General features: G+C 40.4%; 19 protein-coding genes. 18 read left to right on the top strand and 1 reads right to left on the bottom strand.

Translation table 11 applies throughout. The annotated features are described in order from the left end of the window. The first annotated feature begins 37 nt into the window (after window positions 1–37). Both nifU and P3F56_RS07475 read left to right on the top strand, forming a co-directional pair. Complete coding sequence (gene nifU / locus P3F56_RS07480; RefSeq protein ID WP_281152269.1) at window positions 38–928, top strand: Fe-S cluster assembly protein NifU; 891 nt, start codon at window positions 38–40, stop codon at window positions 926–928. A 70-nt stretch (window positions 929–998) separates the two neighbouring features. Continuing rightward, on the top strand, window positions 999–1,145 hold the full coding sequence (locus tag P3F56_RS07475) for a hypothetical protein (RefSeq protein ID WP_281152268.1): 147 nt from the start codon (window positions 999–1,001) through the stop codon (window positions 1,143–1,145). Here P3F56_RS07475 and P3F56_RS07470 read toward each other — a convergent pair. After that, window positions 1,132–1,356: a hypothetical protein gene (locus P3F56_RS07470; RefSeq protein ID WP_281152267.1), complete on the bottom strand. Its 225-nt coding sequence runs from the start codon at window positions 1,354–1,356 to the stop codon at window positions 1,132–1,134. The genes P3F56_RS07475 and P3F56_RS07470 overlap by 14 nt on opposite strands. A gap of 29 nt (window positions 1,357–1,385) precedes the next feature. On the opposite strand from P3F56_RS07470, the gene nifH reads away from it, so the two are divergent. From nifH to P3F56_RS07390, 16 genes are all read left to right on the top strand, one after another. Beyond that, a complete protein-coding gene (gene nifH / locus P3F56_RS07465) occupies window positions 1,386–2,258 on the top strand; it encodes a nitrogenase iron protein (RefSeq protein ID WP_281152266.1) in 873 nt (290 codons plus the stop codon). Between the two features lie 176 nt (window positions 2,259–2,434). Continuing rightward, window positions 2,435–3,871 (top strand): nitrogenase molybdenum-iron protein alpha chain, encoded by a 1,437-nt coding sequence (gene nifD, locus P3F56_RS07460; RefSeq protein ID WP_281152265.1) that lies wholly within the window; start codon window positions 2,435–2,437, stop codon window positions 3,869–3,871. Between the two features lie 140 nt (window positions 3,872–4,011). After that, the gene (nifK, locus tag P3F56_RS07455; protein WP_281152264.1) at window positions 4,012–5,547 is read left to right on the top strand and encodes a nitrogenase molybdenum-iron protein subunit beta; all 1,536 of its coding nucleotides are present in this window, start codon (window positions 4,012–4,014) and stop codon (window positions 5,545–5,547) included. A 505-nt stretch (window positions 5,548–6,052) separates the two neighbouring features. Further along, window positions 6,053–7,465, top strand: coding sequence for a nitrogenase iron-molybdenum cofactor biosynthesis protein NifE (nifE, locus tag P3F56_RS07450; protein WP_281152263.1), 1,413 nt, complete (start codon window positions 6,053–6,055; stop codon window positions 7,463–7,465). 117 nt (window positions 7,466–7,582) lie between these two features. Next, window positions 7,583–8,965 carry a nitrogenase iron-molybdenum cofactor biosynthesis protein NifN gene (gene nifN / locus P3F56_RS07445; protein WP_281152262.1) on the top strand — a complete coding sequence of 461 codons (1,383 nt, stop codon included), beginning with the start codon at window positions 7,583–7,585 and terminating at the stop codon, window positions 8,963–8,965. Window positions 8,966–9,031: 66 nt separating this feature from the next. Continuing rightward, complete coding sequence (gene nifX / locus P3F56_RS07440; protein WP_281152261.1) at window positions 9,032–9,457, top strand: nitrogen fixation protein NifX; 426 nt, start codon at window positions 9,032–9,034, stop codon at window positions 9,455–9,457. 75 nt (window positions 9,458–9,532) lie between these two features. Further along, window positions 9,533–10,006 (top strand): NifX-associated nitrogen fixation protein, encoded by a 474-nt coding sequence (locus P3F56_RS07435; protein ID WP_281152260.1) that lies wholly within the window; start codon window positions 9,533–9,535, stop codon window positions 10,004–10,006. Between the two features lie 145 nt (window positions 10,007–10,151). After that, window positions 10,152–10,382, top strand: coding sequence for a CCE_0567 family metalloprotein (locus tag P3F56_RS07430; protein WP_281152259.1), 231 nt, complete (start codon window positions 10,152–10,154; stop codon window positions 10,380–10,382). A 1-nt stretch (window position 10,383) separates the two neighbouring features. Next, entirely contained in the window at window positions 10,384–10,719 is a 336-nt protein-coding gene (nifW, locus tag P3F56_RS07425; protein ID WP_281152258.1) for a nitrogenase-stabilizing/protective protein NifW, read from the top strand. A gap of 8 nt (window positions 10,720–10,727) precedes the next feature. Next, complete coding sequence (locus P3F56_RS07420) at window positions 10,728–11,471, top strand: HesA/MoeB/ThiF family protein (RefSeq protein WP_281152257.1); 744 nt, start codon at window positions 10,728–10,730, stop codon at window positions 11,469–11,471. 123 nt (window positions 11,472–11,594) lie between these two features. Beyond that, window positions 11,595–11,954 (top strand): HesB/IscA family protein, encoded by a 360-nt coding sequence (locus P3F56_RS07415; protein ID WP_281152256.1) that lies wholly within the window; start codon window positions 11,595–11,597, stop codon window positions 11,952–11,954. 42 nt (window positions 11,955–11,996) lie between these two features. After that, window positions 11,997–12,338 carry a 2Fe-2S iron-sulfur cluster-binding protein gene (locus tag P3F56_RS07410; RefSeq protein ID WP_281152255.1) on the top strand — a complete coding sequence of 114 codons (342 nt, stop codon included), beginning with the start codon at window positions 11,997–11,999 and terminating at the stop codon, window positions 12,336–12,338. Between the two features lie 510 nt (window positions 12,339–12,848). Beyond that, entirely contained in the window at window positions 12,849–13,202 is a 354-nt protein-coding gene (locus P3F56_RS07405; protein WP_281152254.1) for a hypothetical protein, read from the top strand. Window positions 13,203–13,240: 38 nt separating this feature from the next. Then, window positions 13,241–13,453, top strand: a complete 213-nt coding sequence (locus P3F56_RS07400; RefSeq protein WP_281152253.1) for a hypothetical protein — start codon at window positions 13,241–13,243, stop codon at window positions 13,451–13,453. Window positions 13,454–13,750: 297 nt separating this feature from the next. Then, window positions 13,751–14,383 carry a FeoB small GTPase domain-containing protein gene (locus tag P3F56_RS07395; protein WP_281152252.1) on the top strand — a complete coding sequence of 211 codons (633 nt, stop codon included), beginning with the start codon at window positions 13,751–13,753 and terminating at the stop codon, window positions 14,381–14,383. Further along, the gene (locus P3F56_RS07390; protein ID WP_281152251.1) at window positions 14,349–15,815 is read left to right on the top strand and encodes a nucleoside recognition domain-containing protein; all 1,467 of its coding nucleotides are present in this window, start codon (window positions 14,349–14,351) and stop codon (window positions 15,813–15,815) included. Before P3F56_RS07395 ends, P3F56_RS07390 begins: the two co-directional genes overlap by 35 nt.

The raw sequence follows: 15,815 nt of genomic DNA, 5'->3' as shown, positions 1-15,815 counted from the left end.
TATTAACAAATATCAACAATTCACGCAGGAAAAAACAATGTGGGACTATACAGACAAAGTTATGGAATTCTTCTACAATCCTCGAAACCAAGGAACGATTACGGAGAAAAAGTCAGGAGAAGCCATTACAACTGGGGAAGTGGGAAGTGTTGCTTGTGGTGATGCGCTGAGATTACACCTGAAAATCGATGAAAGTGCTCAGATTATTTTAGATGCACGATTTCAGACATTTGGTTGTGCCTCGGCAATTGCTTCTTCTTCCGCATTGACGGAATTATTAATAGGCAAGACTTTGGATGAAGCTCTCAACCTAACTAATCAAGAAATTTCTGAGTTCTTGGGCGGATTACCTGAAGAAAAAATGCACTGTTCTGTCTTGGGACAAGAAGCGTTAGAAGCAGCCATATCTAATTATAGAGGAATTCCATTAAATAATCATGAAAATGACGAAGGAACTCTAGTATGCCGTTGTTTTGGGATAACTAATTCTAAGATTCGCCGCATTGTTCTTGAAAACGGTTTGACCACTGCTGAGCAGGTTACGAATTATGTCAAAGCGGGTGGCGGTTGTGCTTCTTGTCTTCCCGATATCGACGATATTCTAGCCGAAATTGTGGAAGAAGAAACCATAGCAGTAGAAGCAGCAACAGAAATTGTCAGATTTAAATCCAAAATTGCCCCTACCACATCTTTAACAAATTTACAAAAAATCACCCTTATTCAACAGGTTCTTGAAGAAGAAGTTAAGCCAGCCCTAGCACAAGACGGAGGGGATGTAGACTTGTTTGATATAGAAGGAAATTTAGTAAAAGTCACCCTCAAAGGAGCCTGTGGTTCCTGTGCGAGTAGTGCAGCCACCTTAAAAAATGCAGTCGAGGCCAGATTACGTAATCGTATCTCTCCAGAATTAATCGTCGTTTCTGTATAACAACATAGAACAAACCATCAACGACTCACTTATTTAGACTCACTTATTTACTATCAACTACCCAAAGCCCATGTTATTAACTAAAACAGGTCGAGAGCGATCTCCACCAGAGACATCGCTTCTCGCCAGACGTTTAGAGATAACCAACTATCAAGGATGGTCTACGAGCATAGTTTATCTACTTGCTCAAAACACAACCTTAACTAGGTTTGGTTAAACCCTCTGTAACGCCACCTCGTGAGTGAAGTTTTACAGCTTTTGCTCTTCTCGGGGGAAGCTTTTCTTAACCAAGAGTTAGCTTCTATGTGGAAGAAATCCCGGACCTGACGTAAAAATTGAGGGTTCGATGGGATATTATTCCCACTGCTAACAATCAGTTGGCTAATCATTTTTACGTCAGAAACGGTTAAAACTTCCCTATTGTACACATTTATTGTCTAACAAGCGAGAGTCAACAATGCGTCAAATTGCATTTTACGGAAAAGGCGGTATCGGTAAGTCTACTACTTCTCAAAATACCCTTGCTGCACTCGGTGAAAAAAACCGGATCATGATTGTTGGTTGTGACCCCAAAGCAGATTCTACCCGTTTGATGCTACACACCAAAGCACAAACCACTATTCTTCACTTAGCAGCAGAACGGGGAACCGTTGAGGACATCGAACTCGAAGAAGTATTACTCGAAGGATACAAAGGAATCAAGTGTGTTGAGTCCGGTGGTCCTGAGCCTGGAGTTGGATGTGCTGGTCGTGGGATCATCACTGCTATCAACTTTCTTGAAGAAGAAGGTGCTTATGAAAACCTAGACTTCGTATCCTATGACGTATTAGGAGACGTTGTTTGTGGTGGTTTCGCTATGCCTATCCGTGAAGGAAAAGCACAAGAAATCTACATCGTTACCTCTGGGGAAATGATGGCGATGTATGCTGCTAACAACATCGCTCGTGGGATCCTTAAGTATGCTCACACCGGTGGAGTTCGTTTAGGCGGTTTAATCTGTAACAGTCGTAACGTTAACTGTGAAGCTGAGTTAATCGAAGAATTAGCTCGTCGTCTTGGAACTCAAATGATTCACTTCGTTCCTCGTTCTAAGCAAGTACAAGAAGCTGAGTTACGTCGTATGACTGTTATCGAATACTCACCTGATCACCCTCAGGCTGATGAGTACCGTCAGTTAGCCAAAAAAATTGAGAACAACACTAACTTGGTTATTCCTACTCCTATCTCCATGGAAGAACTCGAAACCTTATTGGTTGACTTCGGGATCCTCGGTGGTGAAGAGGAGTACATAAAAGCTATCCAAGCTGACCAAACTGCGCCCACAGCTTAGGCTTAGTCTCGCTTAGTCGGAATAGAGGAACACCAAGGCAAAAGTGAATAGAGAATAGTAATTAGGGAAATAATCAACAACTATTAACTATTGATTCACAATTAGTCCTTTTGCCTTACCTCTTTTTTCGATGATTCCTAGATTCCTAATACTTTACGACTCTATAGAGGAACATCATGGCAACAGTAGAAGAGAATAAGAAGCTCATTAAGGATGTCTTAGCGACATACCCTGAAAAAACTGCTAAAAAACGTGAGAAGCACCTCAACGTTTACGAAGAAGGTAAAGATGATTGTGGAGTAAAGTCCAACAAACAGTCCCTACCCGGTGTAATGACCACTCGTGGTTGTGCTTATGCTGGATCAAAAGGAGTTGTTTGGGGTCCTATCAAGGATATGATCCACATCTCTCACGGTCCCGTTGGTTGTGGTTACTATTCCTGGTCTGGTCGTCGCAACTACTACATCGGAACTACCGGGGTTGATACCTTCGGCACCATGAACTTCACGTCTGATTTCCAAGAACGGGATATCGTTTTTGGTGGAGACAAAAAGCTCAGTAAAATCATTGACGAAATAGAAGAATTATTTCCCCTCAATGGTGGTATTTCTATTCAGTCAGAATGTCCCGTTGGATTGATCGGAGATGACATTGAATCTGTTGCTCGTGCTAAGAGTAAAGAGATTGGTAAATCCGTTGTTCCCGTTCGTTGTGAAGGATTCCGTGGGGTTTCTCAATCCTTAGGACACCACATCGCTAACGACATGATCCGTGACTGGGTTTTCCCCGCTGCGGACGCAGAAAACGCAGAATTTGAAGGCACCCCTTATGATGTTGCCATCATTGGTGACTACAACATTGGTGGAGATGCTTGGTCTAGCCGTATTCTTCTTGAAGAAATCGGACTCCGCGTTGTAGCTCAGTGGTCTGGTGATGGTACTTTCACTGAAATGAAAGCCACCCCTAAGGTTAAGTTGAATCTCATCCACTGCTACCGTTCCATGAACTACATCAGTCGTCACATGGAAGAAAAATACGGTATTCCCTGGTTGGAATATAACTTCTTTGGACCTACCAAAATTGCTGAGTCTTTACGCACCATTGCTGAACGTTTTGATGAAACTATTCAAGCGAAAGCTGAAGAAGTAATCAAAAAGTACCAGAAACAATGTGATGACGTTCTGGCTAAATACCGTCCTCGTTTAGAAGGCAAAACTGTCATGATGATGGTTGGTGGACTGCGTCCTCGTCACGTTGTTCCCGCTTTCCAAGACTTGGGTATGAAGATGATTGGAACTGGGTATGAATTCGCCCACGGTGATGACTACAAACGTACAACTAAGTATGTTGATGATGCGACCCTCATCTATGATGATGCGACCGCTTATGAGTTCGAAGAATTCGTCAAAAAACTTAAGCCTGATTTAGTGGCCTCTGGGGTTAAAGAGAAGTATGTCTTCCAAAAGATGGCTCTTCCCTTCCGTCAGATGCACTCTTGGGATTACTCAGGACCTTACCATGGTTATGATGGCTTCGCTATCTTCGCCCGTGATATGGACTTAGCTCTTAACAGTCCCACTTGGGGATTAGTTGGCACCCCTTGGAATAAATAGAGGGATAGAAAAAGACACGGGGGACTAAGGAAAATACGAGAGACTAGAAATATTTTGTTCTATACCTCCCCAACGCCCCCTCCCTTTTAAAAGGTGCCAATCGATATTCAACCCTACCCATACAGGAGTTACCAAAGAAAATGGCTCAGAATGTAGATAATATTAAGGATCACGTTGATCTGTTCCACCAGCCTGAGTATCAAGAACTGTTTGAAAATAAGAAACAGTTTGAGGGAATGCCTTCTACTGAGAAGGTTCAAGAAATTGCTGAGTGGACAAAAACCTGGGAATACCGCGAAAAGAACTTTGCTCGTGAAGCCCTAACCATCAACCCCGCTAAAGCTTGCCAACCTCTTGGTGCTTTATTAGCTGCCGTCGGTTTTGAAGGAACTCTTCCTTTCGTTCATGGTTCTCAGGGATGTGTGGCTTACTTCCGTACCCACTTAACCCGTCACTTTAAAGAACCTGTTAGTGCTGTTTCTTCTTCCATGACTGAAAACGCTGCTGTTTTCGGTGGATTAAAAAACATGATTGAAGGTTTGATGAACGCTTATGCTCTTTATAAGCCCAAAATGATTGCTGTCTGTACTACTTGTATGGCAGAAGTTATTGGGGATGACTTGGGTGCATTCGTAGAAACTGCTCGTCAAGATGGTTCTATCCCTGACGATTTTCCCGTACCTTACGCTCATACTCCTAGTTTTGTGGGTTCCCACATCACCGGTTATGACAGCATGATGAAATCCATCCTTTCCACCTTAACTCAAGGTAAGAAAAAAGGAACTACCAACGGGACCATCAACTTCATTCCCGGGTTTGAAACCTATATGGGTAACCTTCGGCAACTCAAAAGCTTGACGGCTGCCATGGGAATTAATGCTGTCATTTTAGGTGACACCGAAATGTACCTTGATTCTCCAAACTTAGGAGAATTCAAGATGTACCAAGAAGGAACACCCTTAGATGCCGCTGCTGACTCCATCAACGCTGAAGCAACTGTTACCCTTCAAACCTACACCACTCCTAAAACTCGTGAATATATTGGGAAAGAGTGGAAACAAAAGGTATTTACCTATCTTCCTTGGGGTATCAAGGGTACTGATGATTTCTTGATGGGCTTGTCCAAATTGACTGGAAACCCTATCCCCCAAGAACTTGAAATCGCTCGTGGACGTGCGGTTGACGCAATGACCGATACCCAAGCTTGGGTACACGGTAAGCGGGCTGCGGTTTACGGAGATCCTGACCTTGTAATGGGCTTATTACAGTTCATGTTAGAAATGGGGATCGAGCCTGTTCATGTTTTGGTTCATAACAGTACCAAAGAATTCGAAATTGAAGCTAACGCCCTTCTAAAATCTAGCCCCTTCGGACAACAAGCCACTGTTTGGGGTGGTAAGGACTTATGGCATCTTCGTTCTTTACTGTTCACTGAACCTGTTGATTTCTTAATTGGTAATTCCTACGCCAAGTATCTTGAGCGTGATACCAAGACTCCTTTAATCCGTATTGGATATCCTATCTTTGATCGCCATCATTTACATCGCTATTCCACCATTGGGTATGAAGGTGCTATCAACCTACTCAACTGGATTGCTAATGGGGTTCTTGAAGCGTTAGATCGTAAGACTGATACTCCTTCTGTGACGGATATTTCTTTCGATTTAGTTCGTTAATCACAGAGAAATCTGAAAACAAGGGAGATTTAGGAAGATTCAGGGAGTAATCACTCCCCCCTCTCCTCTCCCCTCCCTTTTTCAGATAGGTCTGGGAAGAAAGTTACGGTAACTCGAACCCATTCTTTCTCAACTTCTGACAAATGGTATGGTTCGGTTTTTTCTGTACTTTGAGGCGTTGGATAGAGTTAATGGAAGTCAAACAGGCTAAAATTACTCACACTATGGGTCAGTTCCTTATGCCTGTTCCTTTGAACGGGACATTTTTGTATTTGGACGTACTTCAGCTTCATATTCCTTATATAAACTCAAACCTAACTGGAGTTTGTGGACTTACACATCAAAGCTCTCACCTATCTTTCCGATGTCTGTGGTGAAGATGCAAATAAATGTGAATGTGTTTGTTAGTGAGAAGGCAAAAGACAGTAGCTCGATTTCATCCTCACCCACTCACCTCCTCTTAACTAAGATTGGTCATTGGTAACAAGAATAGGCGGCAATTAACATGAAACTCACGAAAGGCAAAATATCGGAACTACTTACCCAACCTGGTTGTGAACATAACCATAACAAGGAAGGTCAAGGAAAAAATAAGTCCTGTCAACAACAAGCTAAACCTGGGGCGGCTCAGGGAGGTTGTGCCTTCGACGGAGCGTCTATCGCTTTAGTTCCCATTACAGATGCGGCTCATTTAGTTCACGGTTCTATTGCTTGTTCGGGTAATAGTTGGAATAGTCGTGGCAGTCTCAGCAGTGGACCCATGACCTATAAAATGGGATTTACCACGGATATATCAGAAAACGATGTTATTTTTGGGGGCGAAAAAAAGCTTTATAAGGCGATCACCCAATTAATAAAACGCTATAATCCAGCAGCTATTTTTGTTTACTCTACTTGTGTTACTGCTTTAATTGGAGATGATCTGGATGCAGTTTGTAAAGCTGCTACCGCTAAATATAAAACCCCTGTTATTCCTGTTCACTCTCCTGGTTTTGTGGGTAGTAAAAACCTAGGTAATCGCCTCGGTGGAGATGCATTGTTGCAATACGTTGTCGGAACCCGTGAGCCAGAATATACTACCGATTATGATATTAATTTAATTGGAGAATATAACGTTGCCGGAGAAATGTGGGGTGTTTTGCCTCTATTTGAAAAAGTCGGTATTCGAGTAATGGCAAAGATCACAGGAGATGCGCGTTATGAGGAAGTGTGTTATTCCCATCGCGCTAAACTCAATGTAATGATTTGCTCCAAAGCGTTAATTAACATGGCGACAGCAATGGAGGAACGTTACGGCATTCCTTACATTGAGGAGTCATTTTACGGCATTGCAGACATGAATCGTTGTTTACGCAACATCGCCGCAAAATTGGGTGACCTTGCCTTGCAACAACGAGTTGAAGAATTGATTAAAACTGAAACTGAGCAATTGGATAAAGCATTAGCCCCTTATCGTAATCGCCTTAAGGGTAAGCGAATGGTTCTCTACACTGGAGGGGTAAAAAGTTGGTCTATTGTCTCTGCAGCACAAGACTTAGGAATGGAAGTAGTGGCAACCAGCACTAAGAAAAGCACAGAGGAAGATAAAGCAAAGATCAAAAAACTTTTAGGCAAAGACGGCATTATGATCGAAAAGGGCAATGCAACGGAGCTATTACAGATTGTAGAACAGACGAAAGCGGATTTATTGGTAGCAGGGGGTCGCAATCAATATACTGCACTCAAAGCGAGAATTCCCTTCTTGGATATCAACCAAGAACGTCATCATCCCTATGCCGGCTATGTAGGGATGATTGAAATGGCTAAGGAATTAGACGAGGCGGTGCACAGTCCTATTTGGCAACAGGTCCGTAAACCTGCTCCCTGGGAAATTTGGCAGCAGGAACACGAAGGCTTACTAAATCTCGAAGCGGAATAGAGAGTAGTGAATAGTATAGTGAAGATCATAAAGTTCTCCAGTTAGTAACTGCCAACTATCGGTCCCCAACTATTAACCATCAACGCTTAACTATCACATGCTTAACTTTTAACTAAAATGACAACTGTTGTTAATACAAACAAATCCCTGTCTGTTAACCCCCTCAAAATGAGTCAACCCTTGGGCGCGTCCTTGGCGTTTTTGGGATTAAAGGGAATGATGCCTTTATTTCACGGGGCGCAAGGCTGTACCGCATTTGCCAAGGTTGTCCTAGTACGCCATTTTCGTGAAGCTATTCCTCTGTCAACCACTGCTATGACAGAGGTAACGACTATCTTAGGGGGCGAGGAGAACGTTGAACAGGCAATTTTGACTATTGTTGAGAACAACAACCCTGATATTATTGGGTTGCTCACTACAGGACTAACAGAGACGCGCGGGGATGATATGAAGCGCATTCTCAAAACCATTCGGGAACTTCACCCGGAACTGGAAAATTTGCCCATTGTTTATGTTTCTACCCCGGATTATAGCGGCTCTTTACAAGATGGTTTCGCCTCTGCGGTAGAGCAAATTGTCGCCTTAGACTATAATGCCTTCCCTAGGGAAGCTTCTCTGAGTTCGGTGGTCTATCCCCAACCTCAAGTTAATATTTTGCCTGGTTCTTTTGTATCTCCAGGAGATATGGAAGAAATTAAGGCAATTGTTGAAGCATTTGGCTTGACCCCTTTAGCTATTCCCGATCTATCAAGATCTCTTGATGGACATCTTGAGGACGGATATCAAACTATCACTGGAGGGGGGACAACAGTTGCTCAACTAAGATCATTGCCTCGTTCAAGTTTTACTCTAGCAGTTGGGGAAAGTATGCGCGGAGCAGCTAAAATATTAGAGGAACGTTTTGGGACAAAGTATGAGGTGTTCCCTCGTTTAGCTGGTCTAGAAGCGGTTGATAGCTTTTTGTGGCGTTTGTCTCAAATTGTTACTTCTCGTTGTGATCACCATTTCCCAATTATTCCCAATATTCCTGCGTTATTCCAACGCCAACGCCGTCAACTTCAAGATACTATCCTTGATACCCATTTTTATTTTGGAGGTAAAAAGATAGCTTTAGCTCTTGAGCCAGACTTACTCTATCAAACTGCTTGGTTACTCAATGATATGGGGGCTAAGGTTCACGCGGCGGTTACTACCACTAAGTCCCCTATTTTAGAAGATTTACCTATCGGTACTGTTGCCATTGGCGACTTGGAAGACTTAGAAGATTTAGCAGCTGGGTCGGATTTAATAATCACCAATTCCCATGGAACTGCTTTAGCAAAACGCTTAAATGCTCCCCTATATCGTATGGGCTATCCAGTCTTTGATCAATTGGGTAATGGTCAACGGTGTTTAGTTGGATATCGCGGAACAATGCGATTTCTGTTCGATGTTGGCAATATTTTGTTAAATGAAGAAGCTAACACCCCTCATAATCCATCAGTCTTAAGTCATAATTGATCTCTTTGCTTAATGGCTTTTCAAAAGTTTTCACTAATTTCTTTTAGTTCTAAGAGGAGGACTACCATGAAAGTTGCATTTACTACCAGTGATAGAGTTCATATTAATGCCCATTTTGGTTGGGCGAAGGAAATTGACGTTTATGATGTTACACCTGAAGGGTTTAGTTTTGACAAAACTCTAGAATTTTCGGGAGACTTAAAAGAAGATGGTAACGAAGACAAAATAAATCCTAAAATTGAAGCCCTCAAAGGATGTACCATTATCTATGTTGCTGCTATTGGTGGTAGTGCAGCGGCTCGATTGATTCGCAGCAATGTTACCCCAGTTAAAGCCAGAAGTGAGTCAGAAACTATTGAGGAATTACTAACAGAATTGGTAAAAACCTTAAAGGGAAATCCCCCCCCCTGGTTACGCAAAGTTCTTCAACAAGAGTCTAAACCTTTGAACTTTGAAGATGAGGACGAAGGGGAAATTTTAGTTAATGGTTGATAGTATATAGTGGATAGTTTTGATTTCATTATTAACCATTAATTCTCAATTGTTAATTAACATCAGGGAACTGCTATGAAGACTACAACTAATTCAGAACAGTCAACACTTTTGGTTTCAGATAATCCCTTCTTACAAGAGGTAGTTCGACAAATTCGAGCCTACGATCACTATGGGGTTTATAAAAGTTGGACTAATGAATTAGTCCTCGGACCTTATGTAATTAGTAAACAACAAAAACGGGAAATTTCTCTAGAGGGAGATATCGATCCAGCTACTAAATTAAGAATTCTTTGTTTCTATCGTGCTGTTGCCAGTTTAATTGAGAAAGAAACAGCTCAGTTATGTCAGGTGATAGTCGATCTAAATAGTGAAGGATTTGGTTGGGCTTTGGTCTGGAGTGGTCGCTTAATGACGGTTTGCCGAACTTTAAGAGATGCTCATCGCTTCGGGTTTGACTCCTTAGAAAAATTAGCAGCTCAAGGGGAAAAAATTACTCAATCAGGGATCGAAGTTGTACAGCGTTTTCCTGAAGTCGCAAGATTTTAACCATTAAAATCTATCAAGATTTGTTCTCTTAAGCCAAGAGTTTTTGACGAATCTTTATCAGAAGTAGCTGTTTTGATTTTTCTGAACAATAATTAAGTGAAAATTGTTCATTGCTAACGGTTTATTAAGGAAGAGTTGAGTGAAAATGGGAGAAACAACAACCACTAAACCAACGCCAGAAGCTATAGAAGCTCTCAAGAAATCCATCAAACGACTCAATTCCAGAGCTGGTCAACAAAAAATGGATTTGCACGATCTAGCAGAAGGTTTACCGACAAATTACCAAACCTTGCTAGAAATGGCTCAGAAGACTTATGATATTTATTTTGAACTAGATCAACTGAAAAAACGACTCAAAACCTGGGAGGAACTCTAAAATGGCTGGTACAGAAAAGACCTATGAACAGTTTTCTAAATTAACTAATGCAGAAGACTTTTTGGAATTCTTTGAAATTGAATATGACCCCAGTTTTGTTAATGTTAATCGTCTTCATATTTTGAAGCAATTTTCCATTCTTATTGCTGCCGTTGATAAAGCGTTTCCTAATATCAGTGAATCGGAAAAATTAGCTAAGTATGGTGAAGCTTTTCAAGAAGCTTATGAGTTGTTTAAAACTTCTAGTCCTCTGGAAACTAAGCTATTTAAGGTCTTCAAAGACGCCCCTAAAAATGTAGTCTTACTTGACGATTTAGCTAAAGAAACTGAGGTTTAAGAAACATTATGGAACTGACCCCCATAGAATTAGAACGCTATTCTCGTCAAATGCAATTAGACGGCTTTGGTGAGAAAGGACAGAAAAAACTAAAATCTACTACTGCTATTGTTACAGGGGTAGGAGGGCTTGGCGGAACTGTCGCCCTTTACTTAGCTGTCGCGGGAATAGGCAAGTTAGTTCTAGTTCGAGGGGGCAATCTTCGTCGGGATGACCTAAATCGTCAGATTTTGATGACTGATGATTGGGTCGGAAAACCGAGGGTATTCAAAGCCAAAGAAACTCTTTCAGAAATAAATCCTGATGTAGAAATTGAGGCTATCCCTGAATTTGTGACCTCGGAAAATGTCCATAACCTGATGAAACAGGCCGACATTGCCATCGACTGTGCCTTTGACTTCAACGAACGTGAAGCCCTAAATGCCGCCTGTGTGCGACGAAAAATTCCAATGGTAGAAGCGGCCATGAGTGAGATGGAAGCTTATTTAACCACGGTTATTCCCGGGAAAACTCCCTGTTTGTCCTGTATTTTCCCTGAAAAACCGACCTGGGACCGTTGGGGATTTGGAGTGTTAGGGGCTGTTTCAGGAACCCTAGCTTGTTTAGCCGCCCTAGAAGCGGTGAAACTGATTACGGGACTAGGACAGCCATTGACAGGTCAATTATTGACCATGGATTTTGCAAGTACCACCTTTGCTAAACGTCGTCCTTATCATGATCCTGACTGTCCAGTTTGTGGTAATTTTACCTGAAAAACTTGACTGGGACAATCGCCCAAAACGCACTTATAGGGAGTGAGTAGTGAATAGTAAACAGGGAATACAGCTTTATAGTCGGCAACTATATAACTATCAACTGAAACGTGGAGATAAATTATGACAGTTAGTTTAACTGAAAAAGCAGCTTTTAGACTTCGTCCCTTTTTAGAAGGGGAAGAACCTAAAGCAACTGGAATTCGTGTTGGGATCAAAGATGGCGGCTGTAGTGGCTATGAATATACCCTCAATCTAGTCAAACAGCCAGACGTTCAGGATATCCGTTTTGAACAGAAAAATGTTCCTATTTATGTTGATTCCCAGAGTTTTTCTCTTCTTGAGGGGGTAGTAATCGATTTTGTGGACAGTTTAACCCAAAGCGGATTTACCTTTACCAATCCTAATGCTGGAGATACCTGTGGGTGTGGCAAGTCTTTCTCATCAAAAGATTGTGGTAGTAAAGCCACCCCTTGTAGCTAATTCAAGTTTCCAATTACTGTTCTTAAATGGAGGAGAACACACATGACCACTACTTACAAAGTTCGTCTCATGAAAGTTGCCAAAAGAAAAAACAAAGAGACGGGCAAGAAAGAGGAATTTGCGGAAATGGACGTAACTTTAGAAGTCCCAGAAGATCAGTATATTCTGGACTTTGCTGAAGAAAACGACATCGAGTTACCTTCTTCTTGCCGCTCGGGAGGTTGTTCTAGCTGTGTTGGCAGAATAGTAGAGGGAGAAATTGATCAAGAAGATCAAAGCTTTTTGGATGATGAACAAGTTGAGAACGGATGGGTGCTTCTTTGTGTAGCTTATCCTCGCTCTGATTGTACGATTAAAACTCATCAGGAACCTTACTTAGGGTAAGTTATCATCTTTTCTAGTTTTATCCTCATCATCTGCTGTTGAAGTCGTAGTTTATTCTTAAATTCTGCGACTTTTTCCCCCTTCTATCCTTTTTTAAGAGTTATATATTATGGACACGATGCACGTTTTGCTGAGGTTCGGCTATGCTCAAATGGAAAACATTTGTCTTCAAAACAACATTTTGGATGATGGGAGAGATTTTGCTCAACTTGTTGGGTCTGGATAATGTAGCCGACTATAGTGAGTTTCTTTTTGGACAAGAATTAGAATTATCTCGCAAAAATCATAAAACTGTTAAACTCTCTTGCCTTAAGCCTAAGTTTTGTCCAAAAATAAGTGAAGACTGTCCTATTAATGAGATAGCTTTCCAATTTTCTGAGTATCCCCTGAAAGATTGTATCAGTCATAAGGGTGTATTTTTTAACAAATGCACTAAAATCAAAAACCATTGCATTAAAGCTTCTCTATTCTCTGACCTATCTCATAGTTTAAAATGGAGGGATTGTAGCAGTGATTCGTGAAAAATTACTTGAAGAATATGTTTGTCTTGTTAATAAGTATTATCCTCATATTTCTTACTTATTGAGTTGTTGTTATCTAACCGTTGTTGATAGTTGGGCGGAAAGACAAGATAAGTTTTATCATTATCTTGCCATTTATTATTCTGCAAGAACAGGAAAAAATATTCTTTTGTATCAAAAAGAGTTAAAAGAACTTGCCGAAAATTTAGGATTAATTGAAGTTGTTTGTCTAAATGCAACAAGAATTGTGAGAGATCCCCTCTCTAATCTTAAAAAGAAGAATCCTAGACTCTGGTTAGAATTGTATTGGATTGCCACTAATATCGAGCCTCAGATAGACTAGATTAAATCACTCTAATAGTATTGAGGTGAATTAAAATTATGGTTATTGTTTACTTTTTATTGTTAATTGTCGGGATCACTGCTAGTTGGATTAGATTAAAAGGTCAAGACGAAATTCATAAACTAGCAGCGATTATGGCAGGAAGTTTAGCTATATTTTTACTGTTCATGATGACTTCAGCTATTCTGAAATTGATGCTAAGTGTTTGGATTATTTGGTTTTTTAAACCTGGTCAAATTGTAGAAGAATAATTCCAGTTAGAGATAAAAGAATCGATGAAATTAATTAACTTAATTATATTAATTAATATTACCGATATGGTTATGCTACAAGTTGAGTGGGTAATGCCCACTTTTTCTTTATTTATTAGGTTTTAACTTTTATGTTGGCATAAATTTTATGTCCAATTATTACCCCAATATCCACAAAGATAGATTTTATTTTGCTATGATTTTCTCTTAAAAAAGATTGGTATTGTGTATCTCAATTGACTGTTTATAAAACAAAAATTAACTATCCTGAGAATAGGCTTCAGTTAAATATAGAAAATGACGTGCAATGACTGTCGGAATTATTGCCAAACATCCCCAGGTAAATTAACAGCTATCTGGGATCGTTTTTGGAAAAACAATCAGTTCAAGAAATCCTCTAACTCTTTAATTCCTACCCGAGCTACTATTGCTTTAGTCGGTTCTCCTAATGTGGGAAAAAGTCTTCTATTTAACCTGTTAACAGGTAGTTACACAACTGTTTCTAACTATCCGGGGACAACCGTTGATATTTCCCAAGGTCAGGCAATTATTGCAGGACAAACAGTGTCTATCATTGATACTCCCGGGATGTATTCTTTGATTCCCATGACAGAAGAAGAACAGTGTTCTCGGGATTTTTTATTGACAGAATCGATTGATTTAGTCATTCATGTCATTGATGCTAAACATCTCAGTCGAATGTTAGCTTTGACATTTCAACTCATGGAAATTCAACTCCCGGTTTTATTAGCAGTTAATATGCTTGATGAAGCTGAAAAATTAGGAATTTGGGTCAATGAAAAACAATTAGAAGCCTCTCTCGGTATCCCCGTTGTCACCCTATCAGCTTACAAAAAAAGAGGCATTGAAACGTTAAAAGCCAAGGTCGGTAATTATGTCACCACTCCTGCGCTATCCTACAGCTATTGAAGAAGGGCTGACAAGAATTGAGTCCCTGCTTACACAAGATCATCAAGGGTCTTCTAGTTCGTGTAAATATCCGATTGCGAAGCGCAGTTTAGCCCTATTACTTATTCAAGGAGATCCTGTTTTTTGGGAAAAGGCCAGAAAACTAGAGCCCCATTTTCCAGAAATTAAAACTGTTATCGATTATGTTAGATCTCAGTTTAGTGATCCTCTAGTGTTGGTAGTTGCAAAAAGTCGCTATCAATTATCTAGGAAAATAGCAGAGTCATCGGTGATTAATATAAAGAAAAAATCCCAGGAAAGTGAGGAATTTTTTCACCAGTTAACTGTGAATCCCATTACTGGCTTTCCCCTAGCAATAATAATTCTTTATTTGGGAATATATCAATTTATTGGCAGTTTTGGCGTGGGGGTATTGGTCAGTAATCTCGAAGTTTTTTTTACTGAAACTATTAACCCTTTGGTTAATCAGATAACTGCAACTCTTTTCCCCTGGACGATTTTGCAAAATTTGATTGCTAATGAGCATGGCATTATTACCTTAGGATTAAGATATGTTATCGCTATTATTTTCCCCATTGTAACCACCTTCTTTTTGATGTTTTCTCTATTAGAAGATAGTGGTTACCTACCTCGACTTTCTCTATTAGCTGATCGCTTGTTGAAAGCTTTAGGTTTATCAGGACGTTCTATTACTCCTCTAGTTTTAGGATTAGGATGTGGAACTATGGCTACTCTGGTTACCCGTACCTTAGAAAGTAAACGAGAAAAGGTGATTGCTACCCTATTATTAGCCTTAGTTGTTCCCTGTTCGCCTCAATTGGGAGTTATGTTGGGATTACTGTCTCAAAGTCCTACTGCTCTAATTATTTGGGTGGGAACGATTAGTTTTATCTTTGTTATTGTAGGGTTATTAACTGCAAAAATACTACCTGGTGATAGTGCCTGTTTTTATCTAGAAATTCCCCCATTAAGGATGCCTAACGTTCAGTACATTTTAAGCAAAACTTATGGAAGAACTCTATGGTATTTAAAGGAAATTATTCAAATATCTATTTTAGTATCAGTATTAATTTGGTTAGGAAAACTGTCTGGAATCTTTGAAATATTGCTCAAGGGGTTAGAACCAATTATGATTTGGTTAGGACTTCCTCCAGCGACCTCCGCCATTTTTCTCTATGGATTTTTTCGTCGAGACTATGGGGCGGCAGCTATGTTTGATCTTCATCGTTCAGGTATTTTGATAGGTCGTCAGTTGATCGTAGCGGCAGTTACCTTAACTCTATTTATTCCCTGTCTGACTCAATTTCAATTAATTTTAAAACAACACGGGCTCAAAATTACTCTAGCAATGACAAGTTTTGTTATTGTACTTGCCTTTTTAATGGGGTATTTGCTCAATCAACTCTTATCCATTCTGGAGGTCACGTTCTAA

Source organism: cyanobacterium endosymbiont of Epithemia clementina EcSB (assembly GCF_029919255.1).
Classification (GTDB): Bacteria; Cyanobacteriota; Cyanobacteriia; order Cyanobacteriales; family Microcystaceae; genus Rippkaea.
Note: the sequence above shows the minus strand (reverse complement) of the source record. Positions and strands in the feature narration are given on the sequence as shown.

Excerpts from the sequence above, each read along its gene's own strand:
- nifX (WP_281152261.1), top strand. The coding sequence starts at position 9,032 with ATGAAAGTTGCATTTACTACCAGTGATAGAGTTCATATTAATGCCCAT.
- P3F56_RS07420 (WP_281152257.1), top strand. The coding sequence starts at position 10,728 with ATGGAACTGACCCCCATAGAATTAGAACGCTATTCTCGTCAAATGCAA.
- nifK (WP_281152264.1), top strand. The coding sequence starts at position 4,012 with ATGGCTCAGAATGTAGATAATATTAAGGATCACGTTGATCTGTTCCAC.
- P3F56_RS07400 (WP_281152253.1), top strand. The coding sequence starts at position 13,241 with ATGGTTATTGTTTACTTTTTATTGTTAATTGTCGGGATCACTGCTAGT.
- P3F56_RS07395 (WP_281152252.1), top strand. The coding sequence starts at position 13,751 with ATGACGTGCAATGACTGTCGGAATTATTGCCAAACATCCCCAGGTAAA.
- nifH (WP_281152266.1), top strand. The coding sequence starts at position 1,386 with ATGCGTCAAATTGCATTTTACGGAAAAGGCGGTATCGGTAAGTCTACT.
- P3F56_RS07390 (WP_281152251.1), top strand. The coding sequence starts at position 14,349 with ATGTCACCACTCCTGCGCTATCCTACAGCTATTGAAGAAGGGCTGACA.
- nifW (WP_281152258.1), top strand. The coding sequence starts at position 10,384 with ATGGCTGGTACAGAAAAGACCTATGAACAGTTTTCTAAATTAACTAAT.
- P3F56_RS07410 (WP_281152255.1), top strand. The coding sequence starts at position 11,997 with ATGACCACTACTTACAAAGTTCGTCTCATGAAAGTTGCCAAAAGAAAA.
- nifE (WP_281152263.1), top strand. The coding sequence starts at position 6,053 with ATGAAACTCACGAAAGGCAAAATATCGGAACTACTTACCCAACCTGGT.
- P3F56_RS07415 (WP_281152256.1), top strand. The coding sequence starts at position 11,595 with ATGACAGTTAGTTTAACTGAAAAAGCAGCTTTTAGACTTCGTCCCTTT.
- nifU (WP_281152269.1), top strand. The coding sequence starts at position 38 with ATGTGGGACTATACAGACAAAGTTATGGAATTCTTCTACAATCCTCGA.
- P3F56_RS07435 (WP_281152260.1), top strand. The coding sequence starts at position 9,533 with ATGAAGACTACAACTAATTCAGAACAGTCAACACTTTTGGTTTCAGAT.
- nifD (WP_281152265.1), top strand. The coding sequence starts at position 2,435 with ATGGCAACAGTAGAAGAGAATAAGAAGCTCATTAAGGATGTCTTAGCG.
- P3F56_RS07430 (WP_281152259.1), top strand. The coding sequence starts at position 10,152 with ATGGGAGAAACAACAACCACTAAACCAACGCCAGAAGCTATAGAAGCT.
- nifN (WP_281152262.1), top strand. The coding sequence starts at position 7,583 with ATGACAACTGTTGTTAATACAAACAAATCCCTGTCTGTTAACCCCCTC.
- P3F56_RS07475 (WP_281152268.1), top strand. The coding sequence starts at position 999 with ATGTTATTAACTAAAACAGGTCGAGAGCGATCTCCACCAGAGACATCG.